At 42.1% G+C, this 22,584-nt stretch carries 6 protein-coding genes and 1 pseudogene; all 7 read right to left on the bottom strand.

Going from position 1 to position 22,584, the window contains the following annotated elements:
- Positions 1-105 precede the first annotated feature (105 nt).
- On the bottom strand, positions 106-4,401 hold the full coding sequence (locus tag QUD05_RS28065; RefSeq protein WP_289798931.1) for a non-ribosomal peptide synthetase: 4,296 nt from the start codon (positions 4,399-4,401) through the stop codon (positions 106-108).
- Positions 4,401-7,664, bottom strand: a pseudogene (locus QUD05_RS28060) (non-ribosomal peptide synthetase); the annotation flags it as partial. The pseudogene QUD05_RS28060 and the gene QUD05_RS28065, both read right to left, overlap by 1 nt.
- 72 nt (positions 7,665-7,736) lie before the next feature.
- On the bottom strand, positions 7,737-8,879 hold the full coding sequence (locus QUD05_RS28055; RefSeq protein WP_289798929.1) for an acyltransferase family protein: 1,143 nt from the start codon (positions 8,877-8,879) through the stop codon (positions 7,737-7,739).
- A gap of 240 nt (positions 8,880-9,119) precedes the next feature.
- Positions 9,120-10,118, bottom strand: a complete 999-nt coding sequence (locus QUD05_RS28050) for a cupin-like domain-containing protein (protein ID WP_289798928.1) — start codon at positions 10,116-10,118, stop codon at positions 9,120-9,122.
- A gap of 87 nt (positions 10,119-10,205) precedes the next feature.
- On the bottom strand, positions 10,206-15,140 hold the full coding sequence (locus tag QUD05_RS28045) for a type I polyketide synthase (protein ID WP_289798927.1): 4,935 nt from the start codon (positions 15,138-15,140) through the stop codon (positions 10,206-10,208).
- Complete coding sequence (locus QUD05_RS28040; protein WP_289798926.1) at positions 15,134-17,170, bottom strand: non-ribosomal peptide synthetase; 2,037 nt, start codon at positions 17,168-17,170, stop codon at positions 15,134-15,136. Before QUD05_RS28040 ends, QUD05_RS28045 begins: the two co-directional genes overlap by 7 nt.
- Positions 17,171-17,783: 613 nt before the next feature.
- Positions 17,784-22,565: an esterase-like activity of phytase family protein gene (locus QUD05_RS28035; RefSeq protein ID WP_289798925.1), complete on the bottom strand. Its 4,782-nt coding sequence runs from the start codon at positions 22,563-22,565 to the stop codon at positions 17,784-17,786.
- Positions 22,566-22,584: the final 19 nt, after the last annotated feature.

The following is a 22,584-nucleotide window of genomic DNA, read 5'->3' as shown; positions in this document are numbered from 1 at the left end:
ATTTATACATATATAGTTAAAGTTATTACTTAGAAATAAAACAACCCCATCCCGGAAGCGAGATGAGGTTGAAAGTTCTAACTATTTCTGCAAATTAAATGAATTTCAGATGTCTACAATAGCTTGATCTATACAAGCCCTCATCTTTTCAGATAGAGTTCGGACATGGGGTTCTCTAAAAATAGAATCGTGGTTTCCTGGGACATTTTGAATATCCAAACCTCCTAAGACCATTTCACTCCAACCCATTTGGGGGTCAACCTCCCGTTTTTCCAATGCAACGCGCTCTTCTGCTCGGAATACAGTGACTCGACCTGGATAAGCTTTTAGAACGTATTCTCTGGCTGCCTGTTTATTGGCCTCTTCGATTGTTAATTTCCGGTAGTTATAAGGTACAGTCCGCCAGATTCTTAAGGAAAACTTAAAGATCAATTTTCGGAACTTTTCTTGAAGTTTATACTTCAGCCAAGAGCTTTTGTTCCTGATTTGCTCAAGCACGTAATTAGTCCCAAGTTTTGTCAGGTTGTCCCAATGCTGAGAAACTCGCTTTTCTAATGGCGCTTGTTTAATATAATTTGGGCCAGTAGTATCAAATAAAGCTAACAGAGCTACTTTTTGACCTTGTTTTACTAATTGTTGAGCCATTTCCCAAGCTACTAGTCCGCCAAAGGAGGAACCACCCAAAAAATAAGGGCCTTCAGGTTGAATAGTTTGTATCTCTTTGATGTAATGAGCCGCCATTTGTGCAAGCTTGGTAAAAGGAGCTTCTTTCCCACTTAATCCTCGTGCTTGTAGCGCATAAAATGGCTGATTTTCACCTAAATGAAGTGATAAATCTCGGTAGTAGAGGACACTTAAACCAATTGCATGGATGCAAAAGAGAGGTGGCTTAGAACCGTTGGGCTGCATTGGTACTAATGATGACCAAGGCATCGGTTTTTCTGAGTTGGTACTAGTATTACTCTCAACCCGATTATGGCTTTCTGGCAAAAACCCTTGCTGGCGAATAAAACTAGTTAATTGCTCAATGGTTGAAGATTGCAAGAGAATAGCTAGGGGCAGATTTAGACCAAATGTCTTTTCGATCTGAGAAAATAGATGTACTGCAAGTAGTGAGTTTCCACCCAAATCAAAAAAGTTGTCTTTTATGCCAATAGGATGAATACCTAAAAGGTTTTCCCAAATTTTAGTTAACTGAAGTTGTAATGGATCTTCTGCTGTGGCAAATATTTTTTCTATTTTAGAATTAGTTGGATTCACCGCAGATAAGGCTTGGCGATCGACTTCGCTATTAGCATTTAATGGCAGAGAATCGACTATGAAAAAGGCAGAAGGCAACAAATGTTCAGGTAACTTTTGCTGGAGAAAACTCAGCAGTTGCTCACTCCCAAAAGTTTCTCCTTGTTTGGTGACAACATAAGCAACTAAACTTTTATCCCCAAGAACATCTTCTTTGGCAATCACCACAGTTTTTTGTACGCCTGGATATTGACCTAAAATTATTTCAATTTCAGCCAACTCAATGCGAAAGCCGCGAATTTTTACCTGATTGTCTAAGCGGCCTAAAAACTCAATATTGCCGTCACTTAAGTAGCGTCCTAAGTCACCAGTTCTGTAAAGGTATGCCCCAGATTCGCTGCTAAAGGGATTGGGGATAAATTTCTCAGAGGTTAATTCGGGACGATTAAAGTAGCCTTGGGTAACACCGATACCGCTGATGTAGATTTCACCAGTTACACCAATAGGGAGGAGTTGCGATCGCCGATCGAGGATGTAGATTTGGGTATTGGCGATCGCTTTTCCTATGGGAATTTTTGACCGAGTGTTATTGGCTTCAGTGGCAGTCTTTGGATCGTAAACCGTGGCGGTTAAAGTTGTTTCTAGCGCTCCATAAGCATTCAGCCAGCGTACTTGCTTGCCAACTTTTTCTACCCAAGTTAGATAAGCCTGGCGTGAGACTTTTTCTCCACCAACCATGACTAAGCGCAAGCTGGCTGGCAAAGTTTGTGGAGACACAGATAGCTCCTTGACTAACTCATACCAAAAAGACGTGGCTAGATTAACAACAGTAATTTGTTGTTGAGCAATGAATGGGAAAAACTGCCCCGTCGATTGCATCTCCTGAGATTGGAGAATTGCAGTAGCACCAGTAATCCAAGTGGGAAAGAGTGATTCAATGAACGTATCGCAACTGATACTAAGTATGAGTAGTAGGCGATCGCTCTGAGTCAACTCCCAAGTTTCGCTAATTGCCAAGCTGTGGGTAACAAGATTATCGTGGGTAATAGCTATACCGTTGGGTTTTCCATTGCAGCCAGACACATACATTACACAGGCGAGAGTCCGATCTGTGCCATAACTTTCTGGATTTTCAGTCACGTGTACGGCAATAACTTCCCAATCACTATCCAAACAGATAGCTTGTGCTTGATGCTCAGAGAGGTTCTCAACTAATGAGCTTTGGGTTAACACCAAAGATATTTGGGCATCTTCTAAAATGACAGCCAGACCATCTTGCCCAGATGTCGGAGCGAGCGGTACGTAAGTTCCACCGACTTTCAAAATACCCAACAGCCCCACAATCATCTCCAGGGAAGGCTCTAGATAAAGACCGATGAGTACCCCCGATTCTACCCCTAAAGTTTGCAAATAGTAGGCTAGTTGATTTGCCCGCTGGTTAAGTTCCTGATAAGTTAATTGCTGATTTTTAAAACTTACTGCAATATTATTTGGAGTTCTTTTAGCTTGAGTTTCAAACCACTGATGGATACAAGTATGCTGGGGATAATCAGCTAGTTTGCTATTCCACTCAACTAATAATTGATGTTGTTCAGGTGCTGTCAACAGGGGTAATTCAGCAATCGGGCGATCGGGATTAGCAACAATACCTTCGAGTAAAGTTTTGAAGTGTCCCAACATCCGCTCTATCGTACTAGCATCAAACATTTCGGCATTGTAATCAAATACCATGCCTAGACCATTATCCTGTTCTCGCAAGACCAATGTCAGATCATATTTGGTCTTGCCATGATAGATGTAGCCAAATAGAGAAGTGATAGTCAAATCAGGTAGTTGCACTGATGCCATGCCACGACCATTCGACCAAGGAGGATTGAGGGAGAATTTTACTTGAAACAGTGGCGAAGTATTGCGACTTCGCTGTTCTGGTTTAAGTTCTTCAATTAGCTTTTCAAAGGGTAGGTCTTGATGGGTATAAGCCTCTAAGCAATCCTTACGCACTCGGTCTAATAATTCTCGGAAAGTTGGGTTGCCTGCAAAATTACTCCGCAGTACAAGAGTATTAGAAAAAAATCCAATCAGCCCCTCGGTTTCAACTTGTCCTCGACCTGCACTTGCAAAGTTAATTAGTAAGTCTTCTTGTCCAGAATAACGGTAGAGCAATAGCTCAAATGCTGCCAGTAGAGTCATGAACAGGGTGACACCCCATTTTTGACTCAGGTCTGTCAGGGCATGGTTCAGCGCCTTTGATAGCAGCAGGGCAGCGCGATCGCCTCGATAGGTTTGCACTCCTTGAGGACGGGGGCGATCGTAAGGTAAATCAATAATGGGTAAATTGCCTTCTAGCTTTTGCTTCCAGTAATTTACCTGTGACTCTAAAACCTCTCCCTGGAGCCATTGATATTGCCAATTGGTAAAATCAGCATACTGCACTGGTAAAGGAGTTAAAGGAGAAACTTGACCTGCTGATAATGCTTTATAGATGGTAATCAGGTCTTGATAGAACAGATCGGACGAAGCTCCATCACAAACTATGCAGTGCATATTCCAAATTAGCAGATGTTCGCGATCGCTCAATTGCAGCAGTAACACCCGCAAAATCGGCCCATTGCCTAAATCAAAGGGTTGATGAGCTTCTTTAGTTGCCAGTAGATGAGCTTCCGCTTCTCGTTGTTCATCTGGTACTTGCCGCAAGTCAATTATTGGCAGTGTCAAGGAAACATCGGTGGCAATGACTTGAGTGGGCTTTCCATTCACTGCTGGAAAAGTTGTCCGCAGGACTTCATGGCGACGAACGACTTCTCTTAAACTTTCTTCTAAGACAGCAACATTCAGATTCCCCGTGAAACGCACCACAACTGGCATATTATTTGAGGAACTATCAGGTTCAAACTGATGGAGAAACCATATCCGTTGCTGACCAAAGGAAAGCGGCAAGTCGCCATTCCGTTCACAAGCGACAATTGGAGGAATTTGTGAACTGGCGGCTGTGTTAATTTGTCGGAGAAAGTTGATGATTTCGGCTTTTTGAGTTTTTAACTCGGTTAGCAATTCTGGTGTGAGACTATCTTTTGCCGCCCGATAGCGTAAGCGATCGCCCTCTAGCCAAAGTTTGACATCGCGCTGACGTAGCTCAGATAGTAATTCATCTAATGTTTTCATAGCTCACCTTCCTCGTAATCATCAGCTGTTTCACTCTCAGCAGCTTGAACACCTTGGGTTGCCCACCGCAGAGTTTCCACTCGTTCAGCCAAATCCGCTACCGTTGGTAATTCAAATAAATTGGACATCAAAATTTCTGCTTGCAAGGCTTGGCGCACTCGAGAAACCACTTGAATTCCTAGTAGAGAATATCCACCCAATTCAAAAAAGTTGTCGTTAATTCCAACCTGCTTGACATTAAGAACCTGCGCCCAAATATCTGCAATCTGCTGTTCAATGGGAGTGCGGGGCGCTACATAATTTGCCTCCAGTTCCGGGCGGGAAGCATCAGGCTTTGGCAATGCCTTGCGATCGACTTTGCCATTGGGGGTTAACGGCATCGCTTCTAGTGCCATAAAGATTGTTGGCACCATAAAGTCAGGAAGCTGTTGTTTCAAGAATCGACGCAATTGCGAAATCACTTCCAAGCTATCTTGACCAGTTTCGGCAACAATATAACCGACTAAACTAGTCTCATTAGGAATGTCTTCTCGAACAATTACAACAGCTTCTTTTACTCCTGGATGTTGTAGGAGTGCGGTTTCAATTTCACCCAATTCTATGCGGAAACCACGCACTTTTACCTGATAGTCGATACGACCTAAGTATTCAATATGTCCATCTGGTAAATAACGAGCCAAATCCCCAGTTTTGTATAAACGCGATTCAGGGTTTGAACTGAAGGGATTAGAAATAAATCTTTCAGCAGTCAGTTCGGGACGATTTAGATATCCCCTTGCTAGCCCTTCGCCACCAATATACAACTCACCTGATATACCAATGGGAACGGGTTGTAAATGGGAGTCTAAGATGTAGATTTGCGTATTAGCTAGAGGACAACCAATGCCTATTGGTTTATTTGCCGTTGTCACCTTGTAGCCTGTTGACCAAATCGTTGTTTCTGTAGGGCCGTAGAGGTTCCAAAGACAAGCTCCCTTCGGTAATAATTGATTTGCGAGGTCTCTAGGTAAGGCTTCACCTGTGGAAATCATCTTGAGTTGAGGACTACTTTGCCATCCGGCTGCTAGTAATAACCGCCAAGTAACTGGTGTCGGTTGCATAAAGGTTGCCCCGGAGGTGGTTAGGGCTTTTAACAGTTGAGTACCATCAGCCGCAACTTCACGGCTTACCAATACCAACTTCGCGCCTACAGATAGAGGTAGAAAAATTTCTGAAACGGCAATATCAAAGGATAGGCTAGTAACAGAGAGGAGAGTATCCTCAGCGGTTAAACCGGGTTCTTTAGCGATCGCATTCAGCAGATTAACAGCACTTTGATGTTGAATTTGAACGCCTTTCGGTTGACCTGTCGAGCCAGATGTATAGATGACGTAGGCTAAGTTATTAGCAGTGACGTTAGGTGTTGGGTTATCTAACCCGTAATCTGTGGATTGCCAGTTGCTATCAAGGCAAACAATCTTTGCTTGATGATTGGGTAGCCCCGACTTTAGCTTCTCTTGCGTTAGTAGCACTGATACCTGAGCATCTTGCAGCATGAAAGCTAAACGTTCTTCAGGATAAGCATAATCTAATGGTACGTAGGCTCCTCCGGCTTTGAGAATGCCTAAAACTCCTACAACCATTTCCAAACTGCGCTCAACACACAGACCAACCAGAACTTCTGGCCCGACTCCTAAGCTTTGGAGATAATGGGCTAGTTGATTGGCTCGCTGATTCAGTTCGCGGTAACTAATTTGCCGATCTTCAAAAACTACAGCGATCGCATCTGGAGTCTTCTCCACTTGAGTTTCAAACAGCTGGTGAATGCAGATATCTTGGGGATAAGCTGTTTGAGTATTGTTCCATGTTGCTAATAACTGTTGCTCGACTGCTGGCAAAATTGGCAATTTAGCAATAATTTGATTAGGGTTAGCAACTATGCCCAATAACAAAGTTTCAAACTCTGCCATCCGGCGGCGGATAGTATCAGCGTCAAATAAATTAGTGTTGTACTGGCATTCCAGAATAAGTTCACCATGCGATTCCGTAGCATTGATAAACAGTTCAAAATTCTCGAATGCGCGGGGATTGGAGAAAAATTCTACCTCTAAATCGATAAAGGGAAGTCGATCGCTATCTAAGGCTTGATCGACATTAAATATAATTGGTACTAAGGGAATACGGCTGGAATCCCGTGGCAATACTAATTTTTTGACCAGACTGCCAAAGGTAAATTGTTGATGGTCATAAGCATCTAAGACAGCCGAACGCCGCGTTTGCAAGTAGTCGCTGAAAGATTTTTCGCCATTAATCTGGCTACGCAATGGTAGTAAATTAACACAGTGACCTACGAGATTATATTGTCCTAAAGCAGCTTGTCCGGCGGCTGGAATACCTACAACTAAATCGTTTTGTCCTGTTAGTCGGTGCAGCCAGACCTCGAATCCTCCGAGGATCGTAGTCATAAAGCTACAACCGAGTTTTGTTCCTAGTTGTTTCAGGTTGGCAACTAATTCGGGATTTAAATGCCAATCTTCGCGGGCGGCGTTAAAGGTTCTGAGTGGGGGACGAGGGCGATCGCTAGGGAAATCCAGTACAGGTACAGAGTCAGCGAATTGTTGTAACCAGTATTGTTCTGTGGCGATCGCTTCTGGACTATCCGCCTCTTCTTCCTGCAAAATCGCATATTCACTTAAGTCGTCTGGTTCTTCTAATTCAGGAACAATACCCTGTTGCAAGCCAGAATAAAGTTTACCCAAATCTGGCATCAGCACTGCCCAAGACCAACCATCACAAATAATATGATGGGCTGTCAAAGTAACTAGATGCTCTTGCGGCTGCAATTTGACAATTTTTGCCCGAAATAGAGGGCCATGTTCCAAATCAAAAGGTTGCTCTACCTCTTGTCGCAAGATACTAGCTAATTTTTCCTGTTTTTGTTGTGGTTTTAAGTTAGACAGTTCAATAATCGGAATTTCAATTTGCCGAGAAGCAACAATGCAGAGTGTATTGCCATCGGTACTAAAAGTTGTCCGTAGTGCTTCATGACGTTGTACTAACTTTTCCACCGCAGATTGGAAAAGTTTGACATCTAGTTCGCCTTTTAGTCGCAGAGATTGAGACTCATTATAAGCACAATTAGCAGCATCGCCCATTTGCACAGAAGCCCAAATTTCTTTTTGTGATTCTGTAGCGGGGGCGGTTAGAAGTAATTCTCCATCTGCAAATGGATCAAAATCAACCGCAGTTAATGTCGATTGGTAATCTACAGGTGATAAGGTCATAAAACTCTATTATTTTCTCAGTTTATTGAATGTGGATAAATTTCAATCTTTTTCTTTGTTAAATTACTGACTTTAAATACATTGTTTAGCCAAGATTGTAGACTTTAAATAATTACGTGCGGGGACTTCTACAAATCTATATGTCAATGATGCAGCCAATAAGACAATCATAAGAAATACTCCTAAAGATGTCAACGATTGATATTCTGTGAATTCTTTGCCAAAAACATTGTGAAATTTATAAAACCAGAAAAATTTTAACAATTCTTGAACAAACCAATGAACCATATAAATTGAGTAAGATATAGTCCCGACATATAGCATTAACTGTGAATTGAGAAACTTTGATATTAGACTTTTGTTGTTGATAGATACAGATAAAATCAGTAGAGAGAAAGCTGGTAAAATTAGCCAATCATGAATGTTACGAAAATTATGCCAGTAATAATGCATAATCAAAATTATCCAAGTTATAGCTATAATTGCTAGAAAATTAAGATTAAAATACTTTTGATAATTACCTCTATGATAAATTTTATAGGTTATAACACCAAGGATGCATTCTAGCCCACATCTAGCTATCGAAGGTATACCAATAATCGTATCTAAATTTCCACGGGTAAAAGTGATTAGTAGTAATATAAAAAAGAGAGTATAAATATAAATTATTAAATCGGTTTTAAAATTATTTTTTAATAAGAGTAATAATAACAATGGAAATATACAGTAAATGAAAAACTCTACACTTATTGACCAAGCTGGCTCATTCCAATAGGTATTACACCATAATAAAGGTAGGCACTTTAGGTCAAATGCTTGGAGAAGAAAAATATTGGAAAAAAGAGCCGTTAAGTTAAATTTACCAGTAAAAGCAGAAGTGCTTAGAAAAAATAATTTTACAACCTCTAATCCAACAAATAGAAAAATAATAAATATATGCAGAGGATAAATTCTTGCAAAACGCGAGAATAAATATGAACGATAGTTCTTTAAACTGACTTTTAAACAAAAAGTATTGGCATAAACATGGGTCATAATAAAACCACTCAGAATAAAGAAAAAATCAACCCATAAATATCCATTCTGAAAAAAATTAGTATAGGCTGACAAAGTTGAACCTGTTTTCGGTAAACCGTAGTAAGAAAAATGGTGTACAACAACAACCAAGGCTGCAATACCGCGTAAAGAAGTGAGCGATTTGATGTGTTTATACATTGATATTTTTAGTTTTAGTTTATATCTATAGCAATCCTATTTAAATTGTAAAAACTATTTTTAAAACTAGACGCGTAGTTGATTTATGTCGGCGGCATGAAGGATGTAATAAGTACTTATCTTGTATAAAAATAAGCTTCGCGAAGTGCCTAAAAGAAAAGATTTCACAAATGATTTAGAATTGCTATAGAACACCGATTCAGTATTCAGGCTAATTAATAATTAGTCATTTAAGAAAAATTAGATTTTTTTCACAATCTTGTTGATAAATTGCTTTAACTTTCCTTCAATAGATTTTAGTTTTAATACACCAGAGCGCAGGATCATAAATTTACTTTTCGGTCGGCGATCCGATAAAAGACCCAGAGCAAAAATTTTGAGCCGATCTTTCAAAGCAGATTTATCTGGTGAAGTGGGTTTTAATCCCAGTCTGCGTAAGTAACTGTTGACTTGATATATTCTGGCTTTGAGATCGTAAGGTCGCAGATAAAAGAGGATACTCAAAGCTACAGAAACATTATTACTATTTTTAGCCCAATGGGGTGCCAGTATCGGATGATGGAGTCCCTTACCTGGTTGCAAATGGTAAACAGTCGCTTTACTCTGATTCTCCTCTTTATAATTTGCTACATTCAGGTCGCCTACATAAAATTTTTCAATTTCCTCTTCGCTCAGTACAGAACGATCGCTTTGATTGAAGAGGCTCATATCTTTCTCGCCCTGAATTTGAAACAGGAAATTCAACTCACTATCGATATGGTAAGGTGTAATAGAATTTGGGGAACCAATAAAGATGTAAGCACCTAGCCACGTCATCTGCTTACGAAGGGGTTTACCTGTAAGAGTTTCGAGTTCAGTTATAATCTGGTTGACCAGGGCAGCATATTCTGGGTCTGCTTGAACATCTTCAAGCATGACCCAAGAATCCGATTCACCAATATGTGCGATCGCCTCGTTAATGTGCTTGATTCCAGGTCGCTGATTCCACTTTTGCTCAACAGGAACTTTGCTGATATAAGACTGGATTTTATTTGTTCTTCCCTGACTTAGCATGGTATTTGCAAGCTCAACTAAGCGGGGGATCTCAAATAAAGGATGTCCTGCAAGGTTGTGCGAAAACATGAAGTGAGAAGAGTTGAAGTTTTCCCGAAAGTTTGAAACATCAGTTTCAATGATTTGTTCAGGAAGCTTCGGATCGCACTTAATAGAATTCGGTTCAAGTAGATTATCAACTGACATACAAAACCTGGATGGATGAGTATTTACTATTTGCAAAAATTACTGAAGCTCACTACACTTTCTATACACTCGATTTTTTAAAGCACTTCAGAAAACACTTGCGACTTGTAAATATTTCCCAGGACGCTCGATATCGGGGATATACCAGGCGGGGTTCCCTTGGGGATCTCGTCCTAATTTGGCATTAGGTTGCGGAGGACGATTGCGTAGGCTGTTATTGGTAACTTCGCAGTTTGTTACTTCTTTTGGCGGTGCAGACAAGAAGCCAGCAGACTGCATTTCAGCAATACTTTCTTTAAAAGCTGCCATTACAAAAGCCAGATCAGCTTCGGAATGGGCTGTTGTCAAGAAGCAAGGACGGTGATCCCAAGTATGCACTCCCTTATCCCGCAGCAAGTAAAATAGTAAATCTCCGTAGGCGAACTCTGGTGCAGATTTCACCATGAACAAGGAGCCGAAATTATAGGCTGTGAACGGTGCTTGAACTTGCTGGAAATAGCCCATAAGTTCCGCTACAAACTTATCGGTTCTGGCATTAAGATTTTGCTGCAAGCTGGGGCCACTCTGTTTTAAATGCTGAAGTACTGCTTTGGCGGCTGCTAGTGCGAGAGGATGGCGGACGAATGTGCCAGCAAAGTAAGTCACGCCTACTTCTGGAACGGAGTCATCGCCAAACTGCCAAAATCCACCGTCCAAAGCATCCATATATTGTGATTTGCCAGCAATGACTCCAATTGGTAGCCCACCGCCCACAATCTTGCCGTAGGTTGCTATGTCCGCCTTGATACCGAAATGTGCTTGAGCGCCACCTGGATGAATTCTAAATCCGGTAACGATTTCATCAAAAATTAGGGCAATCCCAGCTTCTTCGGTGAAATCACGCAATTGCTGGAGGAATTCTTTGGGCTGGTATTCAGGGCGACGGCTTTGCACGGATTCCACCATCACTGCTGCTAACTCATCAGCCCGACTTCTGAGGATTTCTAGAGACTCAGGCGAATCGTAATCTACCACCAAAATGTTCTCTACCATTTCGGGTGGGATACCAGGAGCAGCTGGAATTGACCGGAGTTTTTTTGTACCCCGAACAATTACTTCATCCAAAATACCGTGATAAGCTCCAGAAAATATAGCGATTAAGTTACGCCCTGTGATGGTGCGTGCCATCCGCATCGCTCCTAACACCGCTTCCGAACCTGTGTTGCAAAAGGCTGCTCGGTCAAAGTTGGTCAACTCACACATCAGCTTCGCCACTTCTCCAACCAAGGGAGTTTGCGGGCCAATTTCCATGCCGAGTTTGAGTTGTGCTTCAATTGCTTCGGTAATGAAAGGTGGCGACCAACCAAACAAATTCAAGCCAAAGCCATTGCTTAAATCGACATATTCATTGCCATCAACATCCCAAAGTTTAGAACCAGATGAACGAGACACCACGATGGGATAAACCATCTCTTTCATCGTCGGGTTAAACCCGGAAACAGTTCTTGGATCTGCCAAATAAGGGCGATGAGTTTGAGTATATTCTTTGGATTTTTGAGTCCGTTTTGTATATCTTTGGATAATTTTGTCTAGATGAGTGCGTTGTTGGGCTGTCAAAGTTTTAGTCTGGGTCTTTTCAATTCGAGCCGCCGCACCAAATGCCTTTTTAGCACCATTTGACTCTGTTTCTACTGATGCTGATTCTTTGCTGGTTTGGGTTGGGGGGATAGATACAGCGTTTTGTGGCTTGACACCATTATTTTGAGATGTCGCCGCAGGTACAACTGGGACTGTTAAAGATTGACTGCTATTACCCAATAGCGCCAATTGCTGGCTCATAATTTGTAGCTGCTGATTAATCACACTTTCTAGGACGTTACTAGATGCAGCAGGTTGCAGGGAAATCTGAGGTGCAAATCCATTTGATCCATTTGTATGAACTTCATGCACTACCAAAGTGGGTGATGTGGTTGCAGGTGGAGGTTCTGGCAATGGTGCTTCTGGAATTGGGTCTGCAACGGTTTCTATTAATCCTAGTGCAGATAAAGTTTCGGGAGACAAGGCTTGATTGATCAAGTCAGCCAACGTTACTAAGTTCGGGCAAATTTCTAGTAACTGCCTAAGTGTTACTTTGACTTTAAATTTTTTCTTCAAAGCTAACCCGACTTGCGTTAGAGATAAGGAATCTAATCCCATTTCTAAAAATGTTGTCGAGTCGTCAACACTAGCAATTTCCAATCCTGATGTTTCTTCGATAACTTCTTTGAGCAGAGGAATAAGCTTTTGCTGAGGGTATGTTGTCATAGTTTGGGTCTTTTCTAATAAATGAGGATTTAAAAGTTTGGAAGTTGCTGCACGATTGGGATGAGGTGGAGGATCAATCCAGAAGCGTTGGCGCTCAAAGGGATAGGTAGGTAGAGGAATTCGTTGTCGCGTTTCCCTTTGATAGAAGTTGCTCCAGTCAATAGATACTCCTGCTAGCCACAGTTGTCCTACTGCCTTGAGTAATGCTGTCCATTCAGCTTCGTTCTCAGCATTATCACTTAGAGAAGGAATGGCTATCTGTTGTTTAATATCTTTTGCTTGTTGGCGGGCTAAGGTCGTAGTTGTGATTCGTGGCCCCACTTCTAACAGTACGCGCTCCGGTTGCTGCCATAGAGTTTGTACGCCCTCCGCAAATCGCACAGTCTGACGCAGATGTGTAGCCCAATACATCGGATCAGTTGCTTGTTGGGCTGTAATCCAGTCGGCGGTAACTGTGGATACAAAGGGAATTTGGGGTGGCGATAATTTAACCTTTCCAACTACCTCAGCAAAGGGGGCTATGATGCTATCCATCATTGGGGAGTGGAAAGCGTGGGAAGTGTGTAAATGGCGACAGACAACTTCTTCGCTTTCTAATTGTTTTTGTAGAGCCGCGATCGCCTCTGTGGGGCCAGAAACTACACACAGGGAAGGGCCGTTAATTGCTGCGATCGCTAATTCTGCACTCAATCGTGGCTCTATCTGTTTGGCTGGAAGGCGCACCGAGAGCATCGCCCCTTCTGGTAACTCCCACATGAAGCGACCGCGATTTGCAACCAACATCAGCGCATCTTCTAAGGTGAATACACCCGCTATACAAGCAGCAACAAATTCACCAATGCTGTGACCAATCATGGCTTGGGGCTTGACTCCCCAACTTTGCCACAGTTGCGCTAAAGCATATTCAATGACAAATAATGCTGGTTGAGTAAAGCAGGTTTGCCGCAGAGAGATAGCCGCAGTTTCGCAATCGCTCGGTGCTGGATACATGATTTCTCGTAAATCCCTACCCAACAAAGGTTTAAGGATTTCAGCACATTTATCTACCACTTCCTGAAACACAGGTTCGCGGTTGTAGAGATTCAGTCCCATGTCTACATATTGCGATCCTTGTCCGGGGAACATGAAGACAACGGCTGGATTGCGGATTTCTGTATGCCGGGTATTTACTTGATTTGGATCTAAAGATTGCAGCGCTGCGATCGCATCTGTGATGTCGTGACAAACTATACTGCGTCGGTAGTTGAAGGCTTTACGCCCTCGCTGTAAAGTATAAGCTACATCAGCTAAGTTAATTTTGGGATTATACTGCAAATGTTGGTGTAAATTCGCTGTTGCAGCCTCTAAAGCTTGACTAGTTTTTGCCGAGAGCAACAATAGCTGCTGTGGGCGCGAAGATCCTGAACTTTGGATTTGTGGCGCTTCTTCTAGCACAATATGAGCATTAGTCCCACCGACACCAAAAGAACTTACACCGGCTCGTCGCGGAGTTTCACCTTCTGACCATTCAGCTAGTTTGGTATTTACATAGAAGGGGCTGTTGGCAAAGTCAATTTTGGGGTTGGGAGCCTCAAAATTTAAACTAGGTGGAATCTTTTTATAATGCAGGGCGAGAGCGGTTTTAATTAAACCTGCGACTCCAGCCGCCGCAACTAAATGTCCGACATTGCTTTTAAGAGAACCGATCGCACAAAATTGTTTAGCATCTGTATGTACTCGGAATGCTTGCGTCAGCGCTTCAATTTCAATGGGGTCGCCTAAAGGTGTAGCTGTACCGTGAGCTTCAATATAAGAGATGGTTTCTGGGTGAAAGTTGGCATAAGCTTGGGCCATTGCAACGGCTTCTGCTTGTCCGTCTACGCTAGGAGCAGTAAAGCTTACTTTATCAGCCCCGTCATTATTGATACCAGAACCTCGAATTACAGCATAGATGCGATCGCCATCATTGAGTGCATCTTCTAAACGTTTGAGGACAACTACTCCTGCACCACTATTGAACATTGTGCCCTGAGCGCTGGCATCAAAGGGACGGCAATGCCCATCTCCAGAGAGCATACTGCCTTCTTGAGCCATATAACCGCTGTTTTGAGGTGTAGTCATAGATACACCACCGGACAAAGCCAAATCGCACTGATAGCTGGTTAAGGCTTGGCAAGCCTGAATGACTGCTACCAAAGAAGTGGAACAGGCTGTATTGACGCTGACGGCTGGGCCTTTGAGGTTGAGTTTGTAAGCAGCACGGGTAGTCAAAAAGTCTTTTTCATTGGCTAGCATCGTCTGGAACTCGCCGATGCGATCGACAATTTCCATACGTCCAGAAATGTGGCTAGCAAAATAAGTATTTTGACCGCAACCAGCGTATAAACCAATCAAACCCTCGAAAGATTCTGATTCATAACCAGCATTTTCTAGAGCTTCATAAACCAACTCTAGAAAAACTCTGGCTTGTGGGTCCATAACCACAGCTTCCAGTGGATTAATGCCAAAGAAGGCAGCATCAAAAGTTTCTCCCCCAGAAATAATTCCTCTAGCTTTCACGTAGCTAGGATCTTTACAAAGGTTCGGATCAATACTAGGGTCTAGTTCGTCATCTTGAAAGAAAGTCGTTGATTCTAATCCGTCACACAGATTGCGCCAAAACTCATCAACATTTCCAGCCCCAGGAAATCTTCCTACCATGCCAATAATGGCAATACCATCATTAGGATCTTGGTTATCGGATGCTTGCATATTTACCATTGCTTAACACCTTGTTGATGATTACGACGACGAGTCCGAGCTGCTTGTTGGCGTTGGGCGCGATTTTGCAGCTTGTCAGAAGATGGTTGGCTATTCTGGTTGGAATGCAAATAGGTTGCTAAAGAGCCAATCGTTGAATACTGAAATAACTTCACAGCAGATAGCTCAATACCAAGTTCCTGTTTTATTCGCGCAGCAACTTGGAGAATTGAGATTGAAGTTGCTCCCAAATCAAAGAAATTATCATCAATCCCAACGCGATCGATTTTGAGCAGTTCAGATAAAATACCTGCAAGCAGACGCTCTAAATCGGTTTGGGGAGAAATGTAAGCTTGTTCCAGTTGTGGACGTTCTCTACTTGGTGCTGGCAATTTATGTCTATCGACTTTGCCATTTGCAGTCAAAGGCAGCGACTCTAACATCACAAAGGCTGATGGCACCATGTAATTAGGTAGTCGCTGTTGTAAGAAACCACGTAATTTATTGTGCGTATATCCACTGTTATAGTGAGGAACAATATAAGCTGTCAACTGTTTTTCACTTGTCTCATCCTGACGAGCTAAAACGACAATTTCCCGAACATCAGGATGTTGTGCAATTTCTCGCTCAATTTCCCCTAGCTCAATTCTGAAACCGCGAATTTTTACCTGATTGTCAATACGACCTAAGAATTCTACTTTGCCATCTGGAAGATAACGAGCTAAATCTCCAGTCTTGTAAAGGCGCGTTTCTAAATTGCTATCAAATGAGTGAAAAATAAATTTTTCGGCAGTCAAATCGGGACGGTTTAAATAGCCTCTAGCTAATCCATCACCACCAATGTACAATTCGCCAGTTTCTCCTATTGATACTGGTTGGAGGTTTTGATCTAATATATAAACTTGGGTATTAGCAATTGGGCGACCAATAGGAATAGAAACATCTGGTTGCAGTGGCGCTGTTATAGGATGGCAACAGGTAAAAGTTGTATTTTCAGTTGGCCCATAACCATTAATTAGCTGACAGTTGTCCACTGTTTGCAGAAACTTCTGCACATGGGGAACAGATAAGACATCACCACCCGCTAAAAGTTGACGCAAGGATTTCAAAGCATCTATTTTTTCATCCACTATCAGGTGGAATAAACCGGCTGTCAGCCAAAGAGTAGTAACTTGATATTGCTGAATAATCTGTCCTAATTCTTCTAAAGATGGTGTATGAGGAGGATAGATTATTAATTGCCCACCGTTCAGTAAGCAACCCCAAATTTCAAAAGTTGAAGCATCGAAGGAAATAGGAGCAAGTTGCAAAATTATTTCTTCATCTGTGAGGTGAGCATAATTAGTTTCTTTGACTAATCTAACTACACCACGATGGATAACGCTAACACCTTTGGGTGTACCTGTAGAACCTGATGTATACATGACATAAGCCAAGTTATCAGCAGTGACACTAGTGTTTAGGTTCTCTTTGTGATTTTGGGAGATTGTATTCCAATCTGTATCTAAACAAATTACAAATGCTGTATGAGTAGGTAATTTTGCAACTAATTCTTTTTGAGTTAATAGTATTGATACCTGGGTATCTGATAGCATGAAAGCTAAACGTTCTTGTGGATAACCTGGGTCTAATGGTACATAAGCTCCACCTGCTTTAAGGATAGCTAAAAGTGCCACAATCATTTCTAAGGAGCGCTCTATGCAGATTCCTACAAGAGTTTCTGTTCCTACCCCTAGTGATTGCAGATGTTGTGCTAGTTGATTAGCACGACTATTCAAATCTCTATAAGTAAGATGCTGATTATTAAAAATTAGTGCTACAGCATCAGGCGTTTTCTCTACTTGTGCTTCAAACAACTGATGAATAGACGCTTGTTGAGGATAATCAGTTTGAGTATGATTCAACTCTATTAGTAGGTTATTTTCAGATTTTTTCAAAATAGTTAATCTTAAATTATCTCGTTCTAAGTTGTTTTCTGATGATGAAAGTTGACCATCATTCATCAGTAATTCATTTTTATTTTGAGCCAATGAATTAGTTATTATTTTCATTTTTAAGTTGAAGAAAAATACTTATATCAATGAATAACAAGGAATTGGGTGTATTTAAATTTAAGATGAGATGTTTATTTTCCGTATTTAGAGAAACAGATAAAATAAAAAGTGGTAAAGCATTTTTATATATTTATCTATTAGTGTTTACACGTAGAATTGATGGTTACATTGTTAGCTTTAAAATTATATTAAAAGATTAATTTGACAAAAAATTATGCCGCAATCCTACAATATTTGTGTGAAAGGGCACTGACTCTAAGATTTAGTTCTTTCATTCTGACCTATTTCCTCCAAATCGTAGTTATTTTCAATACATCTTCATTGAAAATTAAAACTTTAGAGATGTTTGCAATGGGAATATTAACTGTACGTAGGCTTATTTTGAGAGAATAAGAAGAATTAATACCTTGAAGAACAAGGAATACTGCGATTTTAGCAACTGATAAGTAATGTAACCCCTTCGAGGTAGATTGGACTCCAGCGAAACGAGAATAGGGTGAGCATTGTAATGCCCACCCCAGAATAACGAACTATTTGCTGTAGTCTACGTAATTGAAAACCACTGTTTCAACTGATAGTTATTTCTGCCACGCTGCACTAGGTGAACAGACTAAGCCACAACGCTAGCAGAGAAAACGAAGTCATTTGCAGTCAGGCTAGTTGCGGTAATTTGCAGTAATGAAGCCAACTCTGTATTTCCGCTTTTTACGATAGTGTCAGCACCCTGTTGCAATAGGGTTAGGGCACTAAACTGAGTAACACCAATACCGCCCAGCCCGATTTTATCAATGGCGATCGCAAAATCAGTCACAATGTTCTTGCTAGTTGGCAGACTGGCGTTAGCAATCCAGAATTGGTCAGCACCAGCAGCACCACTCAAGCGATTACCACCCTTTTGACCAGCAAATAGCACATCATCACCATCGCCACCAAACAGGGAATCATTCACGCTGGAGAAGAGTTTATCATCGCCAGAACCACCATACAAACGGTTATTGCCACCGTTGCTGGTGAGGGTATCGTTACCTGAACCACCGAAGGATAATTGACGTGAGCCTTCAACTACTGTCAAAGTATCATTACCTGCTGCTCCAAGTAAATTATTAGTACCATTGGCTTCAACTACGGTAATTTCGTCATTACCATTGCCACCATCAGCACTAGTTTTGTTAGCAGGGCCATTGGCACCAATCAAGACTTGATCGTTACCCTCTCCTGTGGAGACTGAGGAGTCACTACTTACCACCACTGTGTCTTCACCATTTCCAGTCTGGATTGTGTTACCTGTAGTACCCGTTACAAAGTCTGCTCCGTCACCTGTGAATAAGGTTTGATCCGGCTGAACGGTAATATCATCGCTGCTAGTGGAGCCAAAATTAATTTCTTCAGCTTGAGGTTGACCTAAACCAGCTGCAAGGTTAAGGGGCTTTTCCAACTTCAGCAGTAGAATTTCGTTGTTGTCTATGACTGGATTCTGAGGATCATTACCAGGACGACCTGTAGAGAAGGGATAATTGTTGTCATTAGCTACCAAAATGGTGTTTTTGTCAACAACTAAAACATTTTCAATGGTTACAAACGGGAAGTCAAAGGTGGTTTTGCCATCTCCATTCAGGTCGTTGGGGTCTTGGATGTTTAACAAGTCTGCAACTTCTTCTTTGGCTACATAGCCATTAGAATCTGTTTTCGACAAGTCAATTTTGTAGATTCTCTTGAATTGAGCAGCAGTTCCTTGACCACCATCCCGCTCAACGACTAAGTACTCATTGTCATTAATGACTGCTAAATCCCCGATCGCATACGCGGGATTTTCCAACTTGTAGTAAAGTTTATTATCGGTGTACTCGCGGCTGGCAATATCAAATTCGTTAATCCGCAAAGCACCAGCAGCATCACCTTGAACCGTACCCTCTAGCAGCATATAAAGCTTGGTTTTGCTGGCGTTGATTGCTCCACCCTCAAAACCTTTAGAGCCACCTAAGTTAGCAAAAGTATCTCCTGAAAGCACATCGGGGTTTTGTGGCGATCGCACTAAGTTATTCTGAGGATCGCTCAAGAAATCTCGGACTTTATCGCCTGTCTCTGGGAAGTCTGTAAATAGTGCATCTACGCCTAATTGATAGAACTGCTGAAATTCTAGTTCTGGATTACCTTTGTAATCTGCTGCTAAATACAGGTCTTCATCGCGAAAGGTGTAAGGATGAACCTGTAAACCTGCATTGTGAGCATCTTGAATTAAGGTAGTGGGAGCTAACAGCGTTCTGTCAGCATCATTTACTGTGCCGTCGTTGTTGATATCATCTGCCAAACCATCGTTATTAGCATCAGTACCTTTGACACTGACAATTAACCGCTTCCAAGGGCCAATGCCATCAGCATAGGTAGCGATTTCAGCCAAACCTTCTGGAGTCCGTAAATCACCATAAGTGCGAAGGTCGCCACTGACTTCAAAATCATAAGGCTGAGTCTCTATGATCTCACCGTTTAGCTCAATTCCAGCTGCATCTAGAAGTTGAACCAGGGGAATATCTACACCTGCATTAGGCATAATGCGATCGTGGAGATCCTTGAGATTACCAACTTCAAAGGATTGGATGAAAATCCGACTGGGATCGGTGAAGTTCTCAGCCTTGAGTGTATCGATTAATATCTCGCTGATGTTTCGGTTAATTTTGTTCGTAGTGCCTACATAAGTAGCTTCTTCGGCAGAATAGGTAGGATGCTTAGTTTCGGGATAGATGCCAATCTTTTTACCTGTCTCGGCTTCTACTTCTTTAACCAAGTCGATGATTTCGGCGAGGGTGGGAATTTCAAATTGACCATTGAAGGATTGGTCGCGGAAAGGTACACGCTGTATCGCTCTTAAAGTCTTGATTTCTTCTAAAGTAAAGTCTTCAGCAAACCAACCTGTAATTTCAGTTCCATCTAGACTGACTGTTTTCTTGCGATCGGCAAATTGTGGATACTTGGTAACATCGTAAACGTCTGTGGTTGTATTGCTTAAATTAAGAGTGCCATCAGCATTCAAAATTGCCAAAGCAGGTTCATGACGAGCAATCAACACGCCATCTTTTGTAACTACTAAGTCTGGCTCAATAAAGTCAGCACCGTCTTCAATTGCCCGTCTGTATGCCTCTAAGGTATGTTCTGGGAGATCGCCACTTGCACCTCTGTGTCCAATAACTTTAGGTGCTTCTCCATCTAAAGTTTTGAATTGGTCAGGTGTAGCAATGGGAGCTTCCAACAACTTACCACTGGCATCAAAATGCAATAGGTAAGGGCCAAACTCTTCTCCAACCCAGATTGTGCCGTCTTTATCAAAGACGAATGACTCGACATCAAAATCTGCGCCAGTCAGTAATCTTCCAGTAGTTCCTTCATTCACAATTTGGAAAGGAACTTTGTTGTTAGGGTCAGACAGTTGAATGTAATCTAAAACTTTAACAGTGCCATCGCCATTTTCTGTTCCCTTAAAATTCGGGTCTACACGATTGATTCGTAACAGGAAGTCTTCACTATTATCTTTGCTACCGTAGCCATTATCTGACAGGAAGTACAAAGAGTTGCTGTTAGCAAATTGAACACCGCTAAAACCCTGAATTGGCTGTCCAGGGAAAGGCCCGGTTCTGCCATTGGCTGAAATTTCTGCACCAGAAGCAGGCCCATCACTATAGGTATCAGCAGGTAAAGAAGCAAAACCTACTAACTCAACTTTTGGCTTTATTGAAGCAAACATCGTTTGGTAGATGTGGGTTTGATCATTTAAACCCGCAATTCCTGGAATATCAAAACCGTAGGCGTTATAACCTTGACCTACCAAGCTATTTAGAACTTCAGAACCAGCACCTTGGTAGTAAACAGGTACGGGACGGTTTGTGTGAGTTCCCCAACCATACTTGACGGTAGGATCTGACCCCCAGTAGTGTCCAACTTCTGCTGGAGTATCCAAATTGGTTAATGCTTCAGCACCTTGATTTTGTACTACAGTCGGAAAATCACCGTCGAGAGTCAGGTAGTGATCGTGATCAGCAGTAACAATTAGTAGGTTTTCATCCCAACCACCATTGTTGTTGATCCAGTCAATCGTTGATCCAACTGCCTTATCGAAGTCCAAAGTGGTGCCGATCAAGTTGTCTATGTTGTTATCATGGGCAGACCAATCAATATCGCCAGCCTCAACCATTAACCAGAAACCATCGGGGTCTTTACCCAATACATCTAATGCAGCATTTGTCAATTCATTGAGGGTTGGATTTTCGTTAACCTCTTTGGCAATGAAAGATGCGTCCGTTTCTCCAGGAAGGAGTGGGCGTGTGGTGTCGACTTTGGTGTTATCACCTTGGTTAGTGAAAACGCTGAACATATCTAAACCAGTGGTGCTGTAGTCGCCGTTGGCAGAACTGACAGGCAAGTTACCATTTTGACCACGCGCACCGTATAGACCGAAAAGGCGATCGCCTTTTTCTGGATCGATTGTCGCCGCAGTTTCAGCTAGTTTCTGGGCGGCATTCTTACCCCGCTCTAAAAATGTGTAATCGTAGAGGTTGTTTGTTGGTTTAGTGCTAAGTTCTGTGTAGGTAGATTGGCTAATATATTCATTGCTTGTATTCGGCTCAACCTCCGATGGTAGTAAGTCTCCAGGAGCAGAGAGTGGGTGTCCGCCACCAAGTAATACTGTTGGTTGATAGACACGGAGTTCCTGTTGCAGAATGTTGTCTAATGCCGGATAGTCACCATCATACTTATTGCGACGGTTAACGTTGGCAGCAGCGGCACCAGGTGTTGCATGGTCAATGGGAACTGAAGTCACCAAACCAGTAGATTTACCAACTTGGTTCGCCGTTTTGAGAATTGTTTCTAGAGGATTCTCAAAAATATCAACGCCAATAGCGCTGTTGTAGCTCTTGACGCCAGTGTACAGAGTTGTTGCGGTGTTTGCCGAGTCAGGATAGCTGTACTTAATATATTCAGGATCGTTACCGGGAGTCCAAGGGTTAACACCACCTCTAGTAGGGTCATAACCTACTAGATTCCCAACAGCACCATCACTGACTTTTGCGCCACCTGTTGGGGTATTACCTGGGTTAAAAGTTGGATCAAAGGTGAAACCAGGACGAACCTGGCTCTCTCCGGTAATGGGATTGGTATCGTCAAGAGCTGAATTACCAGTGCTAAAAACTCCATCACTACCAGCGATCGTTGTCCCGTATGTAGTTGCCAAACCGTAGCCTTGGAGTGTTTGAAAATTGAGTCCTTGTCCCTTACCTTGTGTATAAAAATCACTTAGATTAGCGCCTGTCTTACCATTTTGAATCTCTTTATAGATGGACGCAGCACGAGCCATTTCCCAGCCCATACCATCCCCAATCATAATGATGACGTTCTTAGCCATGAAAGAGAATCTCCCTGTG

Source organism: Nostoc sp. GT001, from assembly GCF_030382115.1.
In the GTDB taxonomy this organism is placed as follows: domain Bacteria; phylum Cyanobacteriota; class Cyanobacteriia; order Cyanobacteriales; family Nostocaceae; genus Nostoc.
Note: the sequence above shows the minus strand (reverse complement) of the source record. Positions and strands in the feature narration are given on the sequence as shown.

Coding starts and splice junctions, on each gene's coding strand:
- QUD05_RS28040 (WP_289798926.1), bottom strand. CDS start 17,170: ATGAAAATAATAACTAATTCATTGGCTCAAAATAAAAATGAATTACTG.
- QUD05_RS28045 (WP_289798927.1), bottom strand. CDS start 15,140: ATGGTAAATATGCAAGCATCCGATAACCAAGATCCTAATGATGGTATT.
- QUD05_RS28055 (WP_289798929.1), bottom strand. CDS start 8,879: ATGTATAAACACATCAAATCGCTCACTTCTTTACGCGGTATTGCAGCC.
- QUD05_RS28065 (WP_289798931.1), bottom strand. CDS start 4,401: ATGAAAACATTAGATGAATTACTATCTGAGCTACGTCAGCGCGATGTC.
- QUD05_RS28035 (WP_289798925.1), bottom strand. CDS start 22,565: ATGGCTAAGAACGTCATCATTATGATTGGGGATGGTATGGGCTGGGAA.
- QUD05_RS28050 (WP_289798928.1), bottom strand. CDS start 10,118: ATGTCAGTTGATAATCTACTTGAACCGAATTCTATTAAGTGCGATCCG.